A 17,489-nucleotide genomic window follows, 5' to 3' on the forward strand; every position below is an offset into this window, starting at 1 on the left:
GCGCAGCGCTGCTGCGCTGATGGCGCCGTACGCGACGCTCGGCGCCGCTGCTCGCGCGATGCGCGAGAAGGCTGACCGGCTGCAGAGCAGCCGGTTCACGATTGCGCTGTTCGGAGCGTTCAGCGCCGGCAAATCATCGCTCGCGAACGCGCTCATCGGCGCGTCGGCACTGCCTGTGTCGCCGAATCCGACGACGGCAGCGATCAACCGGATCGTGCCGCCGACCGATTCGCAGCCGCATGGCAGCGCGCGCGTCGTCATGAAATCGAAGGAAGGCATGCTCGACGACCTTCGCTACTCGCTCGCGCTTCTTGGCGAGACCGATCTTCCGACCGACGAGCAGGGCTTGATGCGCCGTATTGCGGCACTGCGGCCTGATGCCGTGCAAGCAGGCGGCCGCCCGCACTACAGCTTCTTGAAAGCGGCAGAGCAAGGGTGGAGCAGCCATTCGGGGAGCCTTAGCCATGTGCTGTCCGTTGACGAAAGCGAATATCGCCGATTCGTCGCGGAAGAATCCCGTTCCTGCTTCGTTGCCGAGATCGAGCTTCACTACAGCTGCCCGCTGACCGACGCAGGCATTGTACTCGTTGATACGCCGGGGGCGGATTCCGTCAATGCGCGGCATACAGGCGTAGCCTTCAACTACATCAAGAACGCGGATGCTGTCCTGTTCGTCACTTACTATAACCATGCTTTCTCGCAGGCTGACCGTCAGTTCCTGATGCAGCTTGGCCGTGTGAAGGATCAATTCGAGCTGGATAAAATGTTCTTCCTCGTCAACGCGGCGGATCTCGCCTCTTCACAGGAAGAACTGGAAGCCGTGCTCAAACACGTCTCCGACAACCTGCTGCAGCATGGCATTCGATTCCCTCGTCTATATCCGGTATCGAGTCTGCAGGCGCTTGACGCGAAGCAGGACGGCGATGAAGCGGCGCTTCAGCAATCGGGTGTTGCTGCTTTCGAGCAGTCGTTCACGACGTTCATTCGCGACGACCTTGGCCGCATGGCGGTTGAGTCTGCTGATCGCGATATTGCACGTACAGGTACGCAGGTAGCTGGCTGGATCGATTCCGCACGCGGCAGCGCCGCAGAACGTGCCCAGCAGCGTGAACAGCTGCTGGTACAGACTGAACGTGCAGCAGCTGCTGCGAAGTCTGTCAGTGAGCTAGCTGATCTCCAATTTGACCGGATGAAGCGCGAGCTTGAAGAGCTGTTGTTCTATGTGCTGCAGCGGATCGGACTTCGTTTCGGCGAGTTCTACAACAATGCCTTCAATCCATCGACGCTTCGTGATGACGGTCGTGATCTGAAGAAAGCGATCTGGACGTCATGGCTGGAGCTGGATCGTCAACTCGCAGTCGAGCTGGCGCAAGAGCTTGAAGCTACGACACTTCGTATGGACAACGCGCTGAACGCGCTTATGAAAGAGCGCTACGAACGAGCGGCGGCTGATCTTACTGAATTGCTCGCTGGTTTTGAAGCTTCGTCCTTTGTCCGCACGGAGTGGACAGCAGACAATGTCGGCAGCAGTTGGGAAGCAGGTCCCGTCGAAGCCAAATGGTTCTGGAGCCGCTTCAAGTCGCCGCGTCAGTTCTTCGAAGGCGAAGGCAAAGCCGCAATGCGCGCAGACATCGAAGCGATGCTCGCCGATCCACTGCGCAGCTGGTCCGAGAAGGCTGCAGCGAAGTGGAACGCCATCTACGAGGAACGTCTGCGTGAATCCGCAGCAGATAACAGCAGCAAGCTGGGCGAAGAATCCCGTGCCTATGCCGAAGGCCTGCTCGCGTCCCTCCAGGACGGCAGCAACCTTGACGAGCTGACAGAGCTTCACAAGTCGCTCCAATCTCTGTTGCAAACATAATCATGACCATAAAGTACCGTATCCCAAGGATGGGATGCGGTACTTTTTTTGTTTGAGCCGCTCTAACGAACCAAGTAGACGTTATTTAAGAGGCAAACCACACACCAGGTTTTTAAGAAACTCAGACGTCCTTATATCACGACTTTTCACGTTCGAGTGCTGTAATTTCACCCAATAGCGTTACTGGAGTTCATTACAATTCAAACAGGGCTAATTCGAGGATTATAGCGTCACTTGGATTCTTTACATCAGGCACTAGTCCCACAGCACCCATCATCTTATCCGAGTCCAGGCTAATCATACATTCCTCATACCAGAGTATGAAGACAACTAACCCGAGGGGCCTCTCAACTGGAAGATAGGTCAGTAGAAAATGGTGCAGCAAATCTCATTTATCTTCAATGGGCGGTGACAAGTGCCAAAAAACGAACAAGGGTTGCCGACGATGGACTGTATCTAGATCCACGCATACAAAAGTTTTGCCGCTGGAAGCAGAAAGTGCGGGCATACAATTAAAGTTAACCAAGAAAAAGTGTGAAGGCTTCCAACCAGTGGGCCGTTCTGATGGGGGATAGGTCAGTAGAAAATGGTGCAGCTAATCGAATGTATCTTCAATGGGCGGTGACAAGTGCAAAAAAAAAGAACAATGGTTGCAGACGATAGACCGTATCTAGATCCACGCGTACAGAAGCTTTGCCGCTGGAAGCGGCAAGTGCGGCATACGATTCAACTTAATCAAGAATGCTTCCTTGTGAGGAGGCCAGAGTTAAAGGTTTCCGCAAGGAAACCACATCGGGAGCGTATCTCTAAGCCTTTGGGTTCTCCACAGTAGGGGGGATTTAGTCGGTAGAAATGGTGAGCTAATCGATTGTCTCTCCATTGGGCGGTGACAGGTGCCAATAACGAACGAAGTATGCAGACGGTAGACCGTACCTAGATCCATTCGTACAAAAGCTTTGCCGCTGGAAGCGGCAAGTGCGGGCATACGTTCAACTTATCCAAGAAAGAGTCCTTGTGAGGAGTCCAGAGGTCACACGACCTTTGGGGCCCTCCCTAGCAGGGAGGGTTTGGGTGGGTAGAAAATATGGTTTAGAGGGTTTTAGGGACGCAGTCCCTGATTGAAATGTTTCAGGGTTTTAGGGACGAAGTCCCGTTTTTAAAAGTATGAGGGTTTAAGGGACGCAGTCCCTGATTCCCTCGTTTCAGGGTCCAAGGGACGCAGTCCCTTAAAAACAATCAACCTCACCGCGGTTAAGGGGGCCGGGCCCCATTATGTCATACACATTCTGATATTATGCTATGGCAAATTATGCAAATAAAAAGTTTATTCTGTGCAAAAACGAAGGAATTGTGATCATTTGGAGCGGATTCATGACGATTTGGAAGAATACCCCCCTATAAGTTCAGCTCAGCGAACCGAAGGAGGACATAAGAGGATATAGGTGCACATACTCTGTTTGAACAATCGAAAGGTTGCTGTTACGATTCATTCGTATTTCCAATTCAATAGGCTGGTACAGAGAGAGAGGGGAACGCGTGGAAGTCTTTAAGCAGTTGAAAGAGTTCTACTGGGTCGAGAAGAAGTTTTTATTATCTTCGATTTTATGTTTGATGGCAGCAACGGCGCTCGGACTCGTCTATCCGAACATGCTCCGAATTCTAATTGACGATGTCATTATGAAGAACAAATTCGAGCTCGTACCCGCATTATCGCTGTCGCTTGTAGGTGTGATAGCGCTGAAAAGCACGCTCCAGTTCTTTCACGGTTTCTTCGGCGGTCGACTCGGCAACCGGGTTGCTTATCGACTGCGCAATGCCTGTTACGACAAACTGCAATACTTAAGCTTCCGTTACTATGATAATGCGAAGACAGGCGATTTGATGTCGCGTTTAACGGCTGATTTGGAAGCGCTTCGCAACTTTATCGGCTTCGGTTTCGCCCAAATCCTTAACATGATCCTGATGGTTATATTCGGCGGCATAATGATGCTCTCGATCAACTGGCAGTTAACCTTGCTGACGCTCGTGACCATTCCGCTGTTGTCTTTCACGGCAATCCGTCTGGAGAAAAATATTCACCCGGCCTTCCGCGAAATGCGGCTTGCGATGAGCCGTCTGACGACCGCAGTGCAAGAGAATATCACAGGCGTGCGTACAGTCAAATCTTTCGCTCGCGAAGCGCACGAAGTGAACAAATTCGCAGAGAAAAGCAATGACTACCAAGAAAACCAAATCGGCGTATCGCGCGTTTGGGGACGCTTCTTCCCGTTGATGGAGCTTCTCGCGAATATGAGCGCTGTCATTCTTCTCGTTACCGGCGGTATTTTCGTCATTCATGACAAGCTGTCGATCGGTGAATTCGTTGCCTTCTTCAGCTTAACGTGGTACATCATCGGCCCGATGTGGGGCATTGGCTTCCACATTAACAACTACACGCAATCGAAAGCGTCCGGCGAACGGATGCTGGAGCTTCTGAATGAGTATGTACATGTGCGCAATACCGAGCATCCTGTCGTACTGACTAGCGATGTAATGAAAGGCCATGTGCGGTACGACAATGTATCGTTCGGCTATGGCGACGGACCGTTGGCGCTCACCAATTTCTCGCTGGATGCAGCACCGGGCAAAGTAATTGGCCTGCTCGGCGGCACTGGCTCCGGCAAGTCGACGGTTATTCAACTGCTGATGCGGGCTTACGATGTGAAACAGGGTAAAGTGACGATTGACGGCATTGATGTAAGAGAGCTCGATATCGCTTCTCTGCGCGGTGCGATCGCTCCTGTTTTTCAAGAAACATTCCTGTTCTCGGCTTCGATCCGCAATAACATCGCTTACGGGATGAAGGATGCGACGATGGAGCAGATCGTGAAGGCGGCGAAGCTGGCGAAGGCGCATGATTTCATTATGGAACTGCCGCTGGGCTACGATACCGTTGTTGGTGAACGCGGCATGGGGTTGTCCGGCGGCCAGAAGCAGCGGATATCGATCGCTCGAGCCCTCATTCGCAATCCTCGCATTCTCATTCTTGATGATGCGACAAGCGCTGTGGATATGGAGACGGAACATGAGATTCAAGCGGGCTTCCGCGAACTGATGGCGGGCCGCACGACGTTCGTTATCGCACACCGGATTTCGTCTTTGCGCCATGCAGATGAAATTATTGTATTGGACCAAGGCAAAATCGTTCAACGAGGCACCCATGAACAGCTCCTTGCGGTCAAGGGCACTTATCGCGACGTATACCGTATTCAGTATGCAGATCGCCCGGACAATGACTCGGCGGTTGCAGCTGATGCGTGGATTCCTGGCGAGCCGGAGATCGGGCAACCCGATCGGAAGCAAGTGCAAACCGAAGGGAGGCTGTACCATTGAGCCATCAACAGAATGAGTCTGCAGAACAACTTGCCAAGCGCATCAAGAAGCAGGACGCGCCTCGTAAGGAACGTTTTATCTACCAAGATGATGAATTGATCGAGAAACCGTTCAATTGGCGGCAGCTCGGCCGGCTGTTTCATTATCTGAAGCCTTATCGCAAGCAGCTGCTGCCTGTTATTCTCGTCGGGATGGTTCTGGGTACGCTGACCCGGCTCGCCATTCCTACGATCGTCATCATGTCGATCGACGAGGCGATTGATCCGAAGGATGGAGAAGCGAGCATACCGAAGCTGATCATGTTCGCAGCTATTATGCTTGCCCTATACTTTATCCAATGGGGTTCCAACATGTATCGGATCAAGCACACGAACATCGTTGGACAGAAAGTCATTCATGATTTACGCAGTCATCTTTTCTCGCACATTCAGACGCTTTCATTCCGTTTCTTCGATAAACGACCTGCGGGCTCGGTGCTCGTCCGCGTAACGAATGACGTCAATGCGCTGCAGGATTTGTTCACGAACGGCGTCGTTAACCTGCTGATGGATTGCGTGCAGCTCGTCGGTATCGTCATTATTCTGCTCGCGTGGAACTTCAAGCTGGGTCTTGCCGTCATGCTGACGGTGCCGCTTATGTTCCTCGTCTCGAGCGCCTTGCGCAAACGGATTCGTTTCGCATGGCAGGACGTACGAATCAAGCAGTCCCGCATCAACTCGCATTTGAACGAATCGATTCAAGGCATCAAAGTGACGCAGGCTTATGTGCAGGAGAAGGAGAACATTCAATTCTTCGAGTCGATGAACTCATCGAATATTAGGTCGTGGAACAAAGCGTCGGCGATGAACCAATCATTCGGCCCGATCATTGAACTTACGAGTGCGGTCGGCTCGCTCATTCTGTTCTGGTACGGCTCGTATCTCATTCAGAACGATGCGCTGACTGTCGGTATGCTCGTCGGCTTCGCGAACTACATCGGCAACTTCTGGGAGCCCATTAACCGTTTGGGCCAAATGTATTCTCAGCTGCTGATCGCGATGGCGTCGTCGGAACGGATTTTCGAGTATCTGGATGAACGTCCTGTCGTTGGCGAGATGCCGGAAGCTCGCAAGCTTGCGGAGGTTGACGGTCACGTGCTGTTCGACAACCTCGTGTTCGAATATGAAGCGGGGCGCCCAGCGCTGAAGGGTGTAACGATCGAAGCGAAGGCGGGGCAATCGATCGCGCTTGTTGGACATACGGGCTCGGGCAAAAGCACGATTATGAACCTGCTCTGCCGTTTCTATGATCCGACCGAAGGCCGCGTGCTGATCGACGGTACGGACATTCGTGACGTATCGCTGGAGAGCCTGCGTTCGCAGATCGGAATCGTGCTGCAGGACACGTTCATTTTCTCCGGTACGATACGCGATAATATCCGTTTCGGCAAGCTTAATGCGACGGATGAAGAAATCGTTGAAGCAGCGAAAGCCGTGCATGCTCATGAATTTATTATGAGTCTGAAGGACGGCTACGACACCGAGGTACAGGAGCGCGGCAACGTGTTGTCTATGGGGCAGCGTCAGCTGCTGTCGTTCGCAAGAGCGCTGCTGGCTAACCCGCGCGTTCTCATCCTGGATGAAGCGACAGCGAGCATTGATACAGAGACGGAGCTTCGTATCCAGAAGGCGCTTCAAACGTTGCTGAAGGGGCGTACTTCGTTCATCGTTGCGCACCGGCTGTCGACGATTCGCCATTCCGATAAGATCATCGTACTCGACCACGGCTCGATCGTGGAGCAGGGCTCGCATGATGAGCTGATGGCGCATCGCGGTACGTATCATGGATTAATCGAGGCGCAGTATCGTTTCTTGTCGGCGTAGAATCGATTTAACTTGATTTTCTAAGCAGCATTGTCCACAATGGAAAGAAAAAGCAATGGCGGCAGGCCAACAGCGCTTCATGCGCAGCGGTCTGCCGCCTTATGCATGCTAACAGAGGTATGTTTGCGAATTAATCTTATGCTTGTAAGATGAAAATTCAAAGAAATTAAGCAATAACTTTCAGGAGGCCATCATGTCAAACTATCGTTCACCGCTATCCCCGCATGCTAAGCGGATCGTATTGCTCGGCTCGGGCGAGCTCGGCAAGGAAGTCATTATCGAAGCGCAGCGTCTTGGAATCGAGACGATCGCAGTAGATCGTTATGCGAACGCGCCGGCGATGCAGGTTGCGCATCGTTCGCACGTGATCGATATGCTGGACGGCGAGGCGCTGCGCCGAGTAATCGAACAAGAGCAGCCCGATCTGATCGTTCCTGAGATTGAAGCGATCGCGACGGAAACATTGATCGAGCTGGAACGCGAAGGACGCACCGTCGTGCCTACGGCTCGCGCTGCTCGTCTGACGATGGACCGTGAAGGCATTCGTCGTCTTGCCGCGGAGACGCTCAAGCTGCCAACCGCGCCGTACCGTTTCGCCGATACGTTGGACGAGCTTCGCGCTGCCGTTGAAGAGCTTGGAACACCGTGCGTCATCAAGCCGATTATGAGCTCGTCTGGCAAAGGTCAAAGCGTATGCCGCTCTGAAGTCGAGATCGAGAGCTGCTGGAATTATGCGATGGAGGGCGGACGTGCGAAGAAGCAGCGCGTCATTGTAGAGGGCTTTATTCATTTTGATTCGGAAATTACGCTGCTTACGGTACGTTCGATATCAGGAACGACGTTCTGCGCGCCGATTGGACATGTCCAGAAGGATGGCGACTATATTGAGTCGTGGCAGCCTCATGCGATGACGCAGGAGCAAATTCGTGAAGCGGAGCATATCGCGCAGCAAGTAACGGATTCGCTCGGCGGATATGGCATCTATGGCGTTGAGTTGTTCCTGACGAAGGATGGGGTGTTGTTCAGCGAAGTATCGCCGCGTCCTCATGATACGGGCATGGTAACGATGATCACACAGGATTTATCTGAATTTGCGCTGCATGCGCGTGCCATTCTGGGGCTTCCGATTCCGACGATTCGACTGCTGACGCCAGGTGCGACGCATACGCTGAAGGCAGACCGCGACAGCGAATCGTTCGCGATCAGCGGGCTGGAAGAAGCGCTGTCTTTGCCGAATACGCAGGTGCGCTTGTTCGGTAAGCCAGAGACGAAGAAGGGCCGCCGGATGGCGGTAGCGCTCAGCAGCGCGAGCGATGTGGAGCAGGCGCGCGAGATCGCGCAGCAAGCGGCACAATCGCTTCGTATTGAATACGGCGAAGCTTAATAAGTCGTTCAAGCAAGGACCTCCGTTTCCACCATCATTGGAACGGGGGCCTTTTTCATAAGCGGCGGGGTCTTGTTAACGATTGTCACGACAGTTGTTTGTATGGAGCACAGAGCTGTAATTGGTGCAATATTCACAGTGTAAATCATCATATCCGTAACAATTGATACGGACAAATCGCTTTTTTGCACAGTGACAAGCCTTTTTCTGTTATGGACAATTTGCAAAAAATTTCCGTTCGATTTATCTTAGAGGATAATCCGACCGTTAATGAGGAGGGAGCATGTCTCATATGAAACGAGGCAACGGCTTGTGGCGATTGATCGGTATGACCTCTTTACTTGCGACGATTGTGTTTATATGCGGTTTCGGTTTTGCGATGAACGATATTTTGAACCCTAGACAAGCCCTAAGCTTGACCGACATTGAACCGCCGGAACTTGACTATGTGAAGGATGACGTCGTTCACGTTACAGCATTAGGAGATTCGCTGACGAAGGGAACAGGGGATTCGACCGGCGAAGGGTATGTGAAGCAGACGATCAAGCTGATGGAGGGCAAATACGACAAGCCGGTAAAGCTGTTAAACAATTTGGCCATTAACGGTCTTCGTGCTGATCAACTGGTCGATAAGCTGAAGTCGGACAAAGGGTATCGGCTTGCGATATCAGAGGCCGATATCGTTCTCCTTACGATCGGCGGAAACGATCTGTTCCGATTCGCGCGAGGCGGGAATGCGGCAGATGAACAAGATGGCGCAGATCCGGATACAAACACAGACACGGACTCAGATGCAGACACTGACATAGACCTAGACCTAGACACGGACGACAAAGTGGACAACACCTTACAGCAAGGAAGCAGTGCAGAAGAGCAGATATCGCTCGACGAAGTGAAGGTGAATATGGATCAAGGAGCGGGGCTGCTCCGTCAGACGCTGGAGCTCTTGAACAGCATCAATCCGGATGCGCGAATCGTTTATGTTGGTTTATATAATCCATTCTACGACGTGGCGGAGCTTCGCGATGGAAGCCTGCAGGTGCAGGATTGGAACCGCCGTGCTTATGATGTCATTCACCATTATCCGAATATGCTGCTTGTCCCTACATCTGACCTTTTCGAAGAAAATATTTCGCGATATATTTCGTCCGATCATTTTCACCCGAATCACGACGGCTATGCGGCAATTGCTCAGCGTATCGTTCAGGCGATTGATTAGTTGACGGCCAACATTGAGATGAGTCAAGAAAGGAGCTTGCTCATGGCATTCGCAGCGAAAGAACCAGTGGAAGCAAAGGCGGAAACCTCTTCAAATGGCAGTGCTGGAACGTCTGAAATCGTCTTGTCCGTACAAGCTGTAACCAAGAAAATCAAAGGACGTTCGATCATTCGCGGCATCAGCTTTGATATTAAAGCAGGCGAAATATTCGGCTTTCTCGGACCGAACGGATCCGGTAAGACGACGACGATTCGGATGCTGGTTGATCTCATCCGCCCGACAAGCGGGGAGATATACATATGCGGCAATAATGTGCAGCGGGAGCCAGAGGATGCGCTCCGGCATGTCGGCTGTATCGTGGAAAATCCCGAGATGTACAGCTATTTGACCGGCTGGGAGAACCTTGAACATTTTGCCCGCATGCAGCAAGGGATTGATGCGGCTCGTATCGCAGAGGTCGTCGAAATCGTCGGAATGGACAATCGGATTCATGACAAGGTCAAGACATACTCGCTCGGCATGCGGCAGCGGCTCGGGATTGCGCAGGCGCTGCTCGGACGGCCGAAACTGTTGATCCTGGATGAGCCAACGAACGGCCTTGATCCCAAAGGCATCAAGGAGCTGCGCGAGTTTATACGCACGTTGGCGGAGCAGGGGATGAGCTTGTTTATTTCGAGCCATTTGCTTAGTGAAATCCAGCTGATGTGCGATCGCGTTGCGATTATAAGCAAAGGCGAGCTGTTAGCCGTCGGCGCCGTAGAAGAGCTTTTGTCACAACGCGGTGCTTATGTGATCTGGCAGTTTGATCAACGCGAAGCGGGCGTTCGACTGCTTAGCGAAATGCATGATGTTGCAATCGTTCCTGAGCAGGAGCAGCATATCGACGAGTCGATTCTGGCTTTGCTGCCTGGAGCTGTCGTGACGTCGATGCCGCCGGAGCAGATTGCAGGAACTGTGGAGCGTATGACGAGGGCAGGAATAGGCATTACGGCGGTGCAGAAGGTAGCGCCAACGTTGGAAGAGCTGTTCATTACGATGACGGAGGGCGATGTCGTTGAGTAATCTGCTGCCGCTGGTTCGCAACGAAACGATGAAGGTGTGGAAGAAGAAGCGGTTTTTCGTCGTCATTCTCGTGCTTCTCGTCCTCATTCCGGTCTTTACCTACGCACAGATGAAGATTGCGACGAACAACCGGGATAAATTCGATGACTGGCGGCTGCAGCTTCAGCAGAAAATAACCGACTACCAGAATCAGCTATCCAGCGAGCGAATCCCAGAGGACTGGAAACGATATCGGCGAATTGCCGTCCAGCAATTGCAATATTATTTGGACCATAATGTTAATCCTGACTCCCCGAATGCCGTTACATTCAGTAGAGGTTTCGTCGAGGCGTCGATTACGATGTTCATTCCGCTGCTTGTGCTTTCTGTCGCTTCCGACCTTGTTTCAGGGGAACGTTCGACAGGGACGATCAAGATGCTGCTTACAAGACCGGTCCGAAGGTGGAAAATATTGCTCAGCAAGCTGATTGCGCTCACGCTGTATGTATCGTTGACGCTTCTAGCCACTATCTTGCTGTCCTACCTCATTTCAGGGATTTTCTTCGGTTACGGGGGATGGACGCTGCCTGTGTTCACCGGTTTCGTGATTCACGGCTCGGAAGTGGATAGTTCCGCTGTACATGCGGTGCCGCAATGGTACTATATGTTCATGGTGACCGGCTTGTCTTGGCTGTCGGCGATGACGATTGCATGTCTCGCGCTGATGGTGTCCGTGCTCGTACGGAGCACGGCGGCGAGCATCGTTACGATGATGGCTGCTATTATCGCGGGCTCCATCCTGACGAACATGGCTTCGTCGTGGCATTCGGCCAAATATATTTTCTCCGTCAACCTCGATTTAACGAATTATTTGGCAGGTTCACCGCCGCCGATTGAAGGCATGAACTTGTTATTTTCGGTTTGTGTATTAGCGGTTTGGGCGGTGGCAGCGATTATCGTTTCGTTCAGTGTCTTTACGAAACAGGATATGTTGAATTAAAATAAACGTCTGACGACAACTTTTTTAAATTGGATGAATGTACGAGGGCAATACGAATGCTGATCTCATGCATGAATATTTCGGTAAAATCGATCAGCGCATGAAGCTGTGCTTGAGTGAAGAACACTTACGTTGTAAAGACTTTATGCTTACGAAGTAAGTTTAGGTCTCGCGATGTTTCGGTACTCATCATCGATCCTAATCGAAACGCAAGCACAGCAACAACCAAGCGCATGCTTACGATGCAGTTTTTGCTGCATCATATTCCGTTTACATAACGGAATAAGCAGAGCAGACGCAAAAACTCAGTTGATGCTTACGAAGCAAGTTTTTGCTTTGTAATGTTCCGACTGGGTATCGGAACATGAAGCATCAGCAAAAACTTTTAGGAGGGCGCGTATGGCCGAGCAATTGGATCTGTTCGCGAAACATGCAGAATCCGCCGAACGGAATTACGACGCGGACGATATTCAAATTCTCGAAGGGTTGACTGCCGTACGCAAACGGCCTGGTATGTACATCGGCAGCACGAGCAACTCCGGTTTGCATCATCTTGTGTGGGAAATCGTGGATAACGCGGTCGATGAGCATTTGGCAAAGTTCTGCTCTGCGATTGACGTCACCATACATAAAGACAATGCCGTTTCCGTTAAGGATAACGGCAGGGGTATTCCGACCGGGATGCACAAGAGCGGTATTCCGACGCCACAGGTCGTTTTCACGATGCTTCACGCTGGGGGTAAGTTTGGCGGTGGAGGATACAAGAAGTCTGGCGGTTTGCACGGTGTAGGCGCTTCTGTAACGAATGCGCTGTCCGAGTGGCTGGAGGTCGAGATCTATCGTGATGGCAAAGTACACAAGCAGCGGTTCGAATATTGGGTCGACGGAGACGGCAAAGAGCATGTCGGCGAGCCATCGACCGGCTTGACGGTTGTGGGCAATACGAACCGTACGGGCACGAAAGTAACGTTCAAACCAGATGGACGCGTATTCCAGAATGGAACAACGATAAACTTCGATACGCTGTCTGAACGGCTGCAGGAAATCGCGTTTCTGAACTCCGGCTTGAAGGTAACACTCAAGGATGAGCGGAATGGCAACGAAGTCGTATTCCATTATGAGGGCGGAGCGAAGCAGTTTGTCCAATTCTTGAATGAGGACAAGACCGTACTGCACGAAGCCGTTCATTTTGCTGCGGAGAAGGACGAGATCGAAGTTGAAGTAGCGCTCCAGTATAACGATGGTTACACGGAGACGATCGCTTCCTTCGTTAACTCGATTCCGACACGCGGCGGCGGTACGCATGAAACCGGCTTCAAGACCGCGTATACGCGAATTATGAACGATTATGCACGTAAGAACGGGCTGCTCAAAGAGAAGGATAAGAACCTTGAGGGCAACGATCTGCGCGAAGGCATGATGTCTGTCATTAATATTAAAATGTCCGAGGTCGAGTTCGTCGGTCAGACGAAGGATCAACTCGGCAGTGCATCGGCACGCAGTGCCGTAGATGCTGTTGTCGCGGACAAAATGGCCGTTTTCCTCGAGGAAAACCCGCAGACCGCACAAATGCTAATGAAAAAGGCAATTCAAGCGTCAAGAGCGCGCGAAGCGGCGCGCAAGGCACGCGAAGAAATTCGCTCCGGCAAGAAGAAGAGCGAAAGCTCGAACTTGGGCGGCAAGCTGACGCCTGCGCAGTCGAAGGACACTTCTCGCAACGAGCTGTTTATCGTCGAAGGAGACTCGGCAGGCGGTTCTGCGAAGCAGGGGCGCGACTCGAAGTATCAGGCGATTCTGCCGCTGAAGGGCAAGCCGATGAACCCGGAGAAAGCGAAGCTGCTCGACATTCTGAAGAATGACGAGTACAAAGCGATTATTTCGGCTATCGGCGCCGGTGTAGGTTCAGAATTCGACGACGAAGAATGCAACTACAACAAAATCATCATAATGACCGATGCCGATACGGACGGCGCACATATTCAAGTGCTGCTGCTGACATTCTTCTACCGGTACATGAAGCCTCTAATTGACGCAGGCAAGGTGTTTATCGCACAGCCGCCGCTGTATAAGCTGACCCGCAAGTCCGGGAAGCTGGAGACGGTGCGCTATGCATGGACGGACGAGCAGCTCCAGAACTATCTGAAAGAATTCGGCAAGAACTACGAGCTTCAGCGTTATAAAGGTCTTGGCGAGATGAACCCGGAACAGCTGTGGGAGACGACGATGGACCCGGAAACCCGTACGCTGCTGCAGGTTCAAATCGAAGACGCTGCGAAGGCGGAACGGCGTGTGTCCACGCTTATGGGCGATAAGGTCGATCCGCGAAAACGGTGGATTATCGACAACGTCGATTTTACCGAATTCGAGGAGTAGGAGGAGAGCATAATGGGTATGCTGGAACAGTTTCTGCCAGCGTTTCTCGAAGAAGTCGTCGGCGATCGGTTCGGCCGATATTCCAAATACATTATTCAAGATCGTGCCATTCCTGACGTTCGCGATGGCTTGAAGCCCGTACAGCGCCGTATTCTGTACGCGATGTACGACGCAGGTAATACGCCGGACAAACCATATCGCAAGTCTGCGAAGACGGTCGGCGACGTCATGGGTAACTATCATCCGCACGGGGACTCATCGATTTATGAAGGTATGGTTAGAATGGCACAGCCGTGGAAGATGGGCCATCCGCTCATCGACGGCCACGGCAACTGGGGTTCGCAGGACGATGACCCTGCTGCAGCAATGCGTTATACCGAAGCAAGACTGTCGCAGATCGCGATGGAGCTGCTTCGTGACATAGATAAACGTACGGTGCCGTTCAAGGACAACTTCGACAACACGACGAAGGAACCGATCGTTCTGCCGTCGCGTTATCCGAACTTGCTCGTGAACGGTGTCACCGGTATCTCGGCAGGCTTCGCGACCGAAATTCCTCCGCACAACCTGCGGGAAGTAATCGATGCCTGCTTCGCGCTGATGGGCAATCCATCGATGTCGATCGACGAGTTGATGTCGATCGTCCGCGGACCGGATTTCCCGACAGGCGGTACAATCATGGGCGCCGAAGGTATCCGTGAAGCGTATACAACGGGCAAAGGGCGTATCTACGTACGCTCGAAGGCCGAGATTGAAGACCTTCGCGGCGGTAAGCAGCAGATCGTCATTACCGAAATTCCTTACCAAGTCGTGAAGGCCCGTCTCGTTACGGCAATGGAGAACATTCGTCTCGAGAAGAAGGTAGAAGGCATTGCTGAGGTGCGGGACGAAAGCGGACGCAATGGCCTTCGCATCGTCATCGAGCTGAAGAAAGATGCTGACGCACAAGGAATTCTTGCGTATCTGTTCAAGAAGACCGATCTTCAAGTCACGTATAACTTCAACATGGTCGCAATCGTGAATAAGGCGCCAAAACAGCTTGGTCTTAAAGAGATGCTGGCTGCTTACATCGATCACCAGAAGGAAGTTGTGACGAATCGGACGAAGTTCGAACTGGAGAAAGCAGAAGACCGCGCTCACGTACTCGAAGGACTCGTGAAGGCGCTCAATCTGCTGGACGAGATCATCGCGACGATCAAGGCGTCCAAGAACCGCCAAGACGCGCAGAACAATCTCGTAGCCAAGTTCCTCTTCTCAGAGCGCCAAGCAGATGCGATTCTGACCCTCCAACTGTATCGTCTGACGAACCTGGAGATTACGCAGCTTGAGAAGGAATTGGGTGAAACGCAGAAGCGTATCGCTTACCTGCGCAGCATTCTGGAGAGCGAGAAGAAGCTGCTCAGCGTTATTCGCGAGGAAATGCTCGAGATTCGAACCAAATTCGGCATCGACCGTCGATCCGACATTCGCGGCGAGGTTGAAGAGCTGAAGGTCAACCTTGAGGTTATGGTTCAATCCGAAGACGTCCTGCTGACGCTAAGCCGCGACGGATATATTAAACGGACAACGATGCTGTCGTATACGCGTTCAGGCGGTGAACTGGACAGCGCAGGCGTGAAGGAAGGCGATGTCATTCGTCATCTTCTCAGCGTGAATACGATCGATACGCTGCTGCTGTTCACGAAGAAAGGGCAATACTTCGTACTGCCTGTCCACCAGGTTCCAGAGTTCAAATGGAAAGATAACGGCACCGCAGTCGTTAATATCGTGCCGCTTCCTAAGGACGATGCGATCGTTGGCATCGTGACCGTACGCGACTTCGAGCAGATCGCCGCTAACGCTTCGCTTCTGTTCGTTACGAGACGCGGTCAGGTGAAACGGACGGAGCTCAAGGAATACAAGTCGAACCGATCTACGGCAATTGCAGCAGCCAAAGTGGCGGACGGCGACGAGATTATCGCTGTGCTGGAGAGCACTGGAACAAGCGAGCTTCTGCTTGTCAGCCGACAAGGTATGGCTATTCGTTTCGCCGAGAGCGAAGTTAACCCTATGGGCCGCGTCGCAGCGGGCGTTCGAGGCATGCAGCTGAAGGATGACGATGAGCTTGTTGGATGCTCGCTCGTTGCCGATGATGAAGGCGAAGTGCTTGTCCTCTCTGATCTTGGTTATGGCAAACGTTCGCTGTTGGCAGAATATCCGATTCAAGGCCGCGGCGGCAAAGGGATTGCAACATTCGAGTTCAAAGAAGGCAAGCGAGTTAGACCGAATGGCAATGGTCTCGTAGGCGCGGTTTACTGCCGTCAAGAGAGAGCACTTGTAGTTATGGCGGCGAGCGGTGCTTCATGGACGCTGTCGACCGACAAAACGCCGATCGATGAGCGCAGATCGGTTGGTAAACCGCTCGTCTCGCCAGAGAAGAATGACTCGATTGTAGAAATTTATACGCGCAGCGTTACGATCTAGCAGCTAGTAGTTAGTCGTAAGGCGTGTGGGGCGGCTCAAGCCGCTCCATCATTTGTACGAGCGCTTCCAAAAGGACCCACAATGGCACCGGTTCGTCCGGCTTATTCAGCCATTGTGGGTCGTTCAATATGCCGTACGCGCGGACCTTCCTTAACACCTCCGCTTTCCGGTCATCCATTGCAAATCAACCTCCTTCGTGCTTGTACAAGCTATATGGGCAACGACACCAATAACCCGCAAGCAAGCCGCTATTCGCGAATCCTCGCCACATTGTATGTCTAACGCTGTCAATATGTTCACGGCTGACGTCGATTAATGACGCAAATTATTAAGTTGATTAACCTTTTAATCGACATTTTCAAATGGTATAATGAGGAAAGCAGGAATACGGACAGGAAGCGGGGTTTAGATGATGATTTCAGAAGATTTTGCTCGATTGTGGATGAAGTTGACGAAAGAGTGGAAGTCACATTTGGAAGAAGCACTGGCACCTAGCTTGACCGAAGGGCAATTGAATGTGCTTGAACTGCTGCAGCGCTATCAGCCGATGAAGCCATCGGATTTGCTGCAATATCTAGAGACAACGCCTGCAGCGATAACGACGTTGCTGGACCGGATGGAACGCGGCGAATTGATCGTCCGTAATCGTGACGAGTCGGACCGACGTATTGTATGGGTGACGATGACGGATAAAGGTGTAGAAGAAGCGAACCGCGGGATCGAGATTCGTTCGACTTATATTCAGTCGTCTCTTGATCGCATCTCGACGCACAACCAGCAGCTGCTGGTCTATTTGCTGGGCAAAGTAACGAATGGCACTGCAGAGCCGATCAGCCGCTCATCGTAGCAGCAGGCTGCGATTACGTCTTATTTCATTAAGAAGCACCCTCTACCGATTTCCGTCATGCAGCATG

The 17,489-nt window shown here is 52.2% G+C and carries 11 protein-coding genes; 10 read left to right on the forward strand and 1 reads right to left on the reverse strand.

The genetic code is table 11. The annotated features are described in order from the left end of the window. The 9 genes from SBI19_RS22310 to gyrA form a co-directional block, all read left to right on the forward strand. On the forward strand, nucleotides 1–1,861 hold a 1,861-nt coding region (locus SBI19_RS22310; protein WP_317971732.1), incomplete at its 5' end, for a dynamin family protein. A 1,536-nt stretch (nucleotides 1,862–3,397) separates the two neighbouring features. After that, complete coding sequence (locus tag SBI19_RS22315; RefSeq protein ID WP_317971733.1) at nucleotides 3,398–5,233, forward strand: ABC transporter ATP-binding protein; 1,836 nt, start codon at nucleotides 3,398–3,400, stop codon at nucleotides 5,231–5,233. Continuing rightward, nucleotides 5,230–7,095, forward strand: coding sequence for an ABC transporter ATP-binding protein (locus SBI19_RS22320; protein ID WP_483312326.1), 1,866 nt, complete (start codon nucleotides 5,230–5,232; stop codon nucleotides 7,093–7,095). Before SBI19_RS22315 ends, SBI19_RS22320 begins: the two co-directional genes overlap by 4 nt. 193 nt (nucleotides 7,096–7,288) lie before the next feature. After that, entirely contained in the window at nucleotides 7,289–8,479 is a 1,191-nt protein-coding gene (gene purT / locus SBI19_RS22325) for a formate-dependent phosphoribosylglycinamide formyltransferase (RefSeq protein WP_317971734.1), read from the forward strand. 292 nt (nucleotides 8,480–8,771) lie between these two features. Beyond that, a complete protein-coding gene (locus tag SBI19_RS22330) occupies nucleotides 8,772–9,698 on the forward strand; it encodes a GDSL-type esterase/lipase family protein (protein WP_317971735.1) in 927 nt (308 codons plus the stop codon). A gap of 42 nt (nucleotides 9,699–9,740) precedes the next feature. After that, nucleotides 9,741–10,760: an ABC transporter ATP-binding protein gene (locus SBI19_RS22335; protein WP_317971736.1), complete on the forward strand. Its 1,020-nt coding sequence runs from the start codon at nucleotides 9,741–9,743 to the stop codon at nucleotides 10,758–10,760. After that, nucleotides 10,753–11,739: an ABC transporter permease gene (locus tag SBI19_RS22340; protein WP_317971737.1), complete on the forward strand. Its 987-nt coding sequence runs from the start codon at nucleotides 10,753–10,755 to the stop codon at nucleotides 11,737–11,739. The genes SBI19_RS22335 and SBI19_RS22340 overlap by 8 nt, the downstream gene beginning before the upstream one ends. A gap of 399 nt (nucleotides 11,740–12,138) precedes the next feature. Continuing rightward, nucleotides 12,139–14,112, forward strand: a complete 1,974-nt coding sequence (gene parE, locus SBI19_RS22345) for a DNA topoisomerase IV subunit B (protein ID WP_317971738.1) — start codon at nucleotides 12,139–12,141, stop codon at nucleotides 14,110–14,112. Between the two features lie 12 nt (nucleotides 14,113–14,124). Continuing rightward, nucleotides 14,125–16,575 carry a DNA gyrase subunit A gene (gyrA, locus tag SBI19_RS22350; protein ID WP_317971739.1) on the forward strand — a complete coding sequence of 817 codons (2,451 nt, stop codon included), beginning with the start codon at nucleotides 14,125–14,127 and terminating at the stop codon, nucleotides 16,573–16,575. A 10-nt stretch (nucleotides 16,576–16,585) separates the two neighbouring features. Here the strand turns inward: gyrA and SBI19_RS22355 are convergent, their stop codons facing one another. Continuing rightward, nucleotides 16,586–16,753, reverse strand: coding sequence for a hypothetical protein (locus tag SBI19_RS22355; protein WP_317971740.1), 168 nt, complete (start codon nucleotides 16,751–16,753; stop codon nucleotides 16,586–16,588). Nucleotides 16,754–16,987: 234 nt separating this feature from the next. Here SBI19_RS22355 and SBI19_RS22360 point away from each other — a divergent pair, with 234 nt between their 5' ends. Beyond that, nucleotides 16,988–17,422: a MarR family winged helix-turn-helix transcriptional regulator gene (locus tag SBI19_RS22360; RefSeq protein ID WP_317971778.1), complete on the forward strand. Its 435-nt coding sequence runs from the start codon at nucleotides 16,988–16,990 to the stop codon at nucleotides 17,420–17,422. Nucleotides 17,423–17,489: the final 67 nt, after the last annotated feature.

The sequence above is a fragment of the Paenibacillus sp. CCS19 genome (assembly GCF_033239625.1).
GTDB lineage: Bacteria > Bacillota > Bacilli > Paenibacillales > Paenibacillaceae > Paenibacillus_T.

Coding starts and splice junctions, on each gene's coding strand:
- parE (WP_317971738.1), top strand. CDS start 12,139: ATGGCCGAGCAATTGGATCTGTTCGCGAAACATGCAGAATCCGCCGAA.
- SBI19_RS22335 (WP_317971736.1), top strand. CDS start 9,741: ATGGCATTCGCAGCGAAAGAACCAGTGGAAGCAAAGGCGGAAACCTCT.
- SBI19_RS22360 (WP_317971778.1), top strand. CDS start 16,988: ATGATTTCAGAAGATTTTGCTCGATTGTGGATGAAGTTGACGAAAGAG.
- SBI19_RS22355 (WP_317971740.1), bottom strand. CDS start 16,753: ATGGATGACCGGAAAGCGGAGGTGTTAAGGAAGGTCCGCGCGTACGGC.
- gyrA (WP_317971739.1), top strand. CDS start 14,125: ATGGGTATGCTGGAACAGTTTCTGCCAGCGTTTCTCGAAGAAGTCGTC.
- SBI19_RS22330 (WP_317971735.1), top strand. CDS start 8,772: ATGAAACGAGGCAACGGCTTGTGGCGATTGATCGGTATGACCTCTTTA.
- purT (WP_317971734.1), top strand. CDS start 7,289: ATGTCAAACTATCGTTCACCGCTATCCCCGCATGCTAAGCGGATCGTA.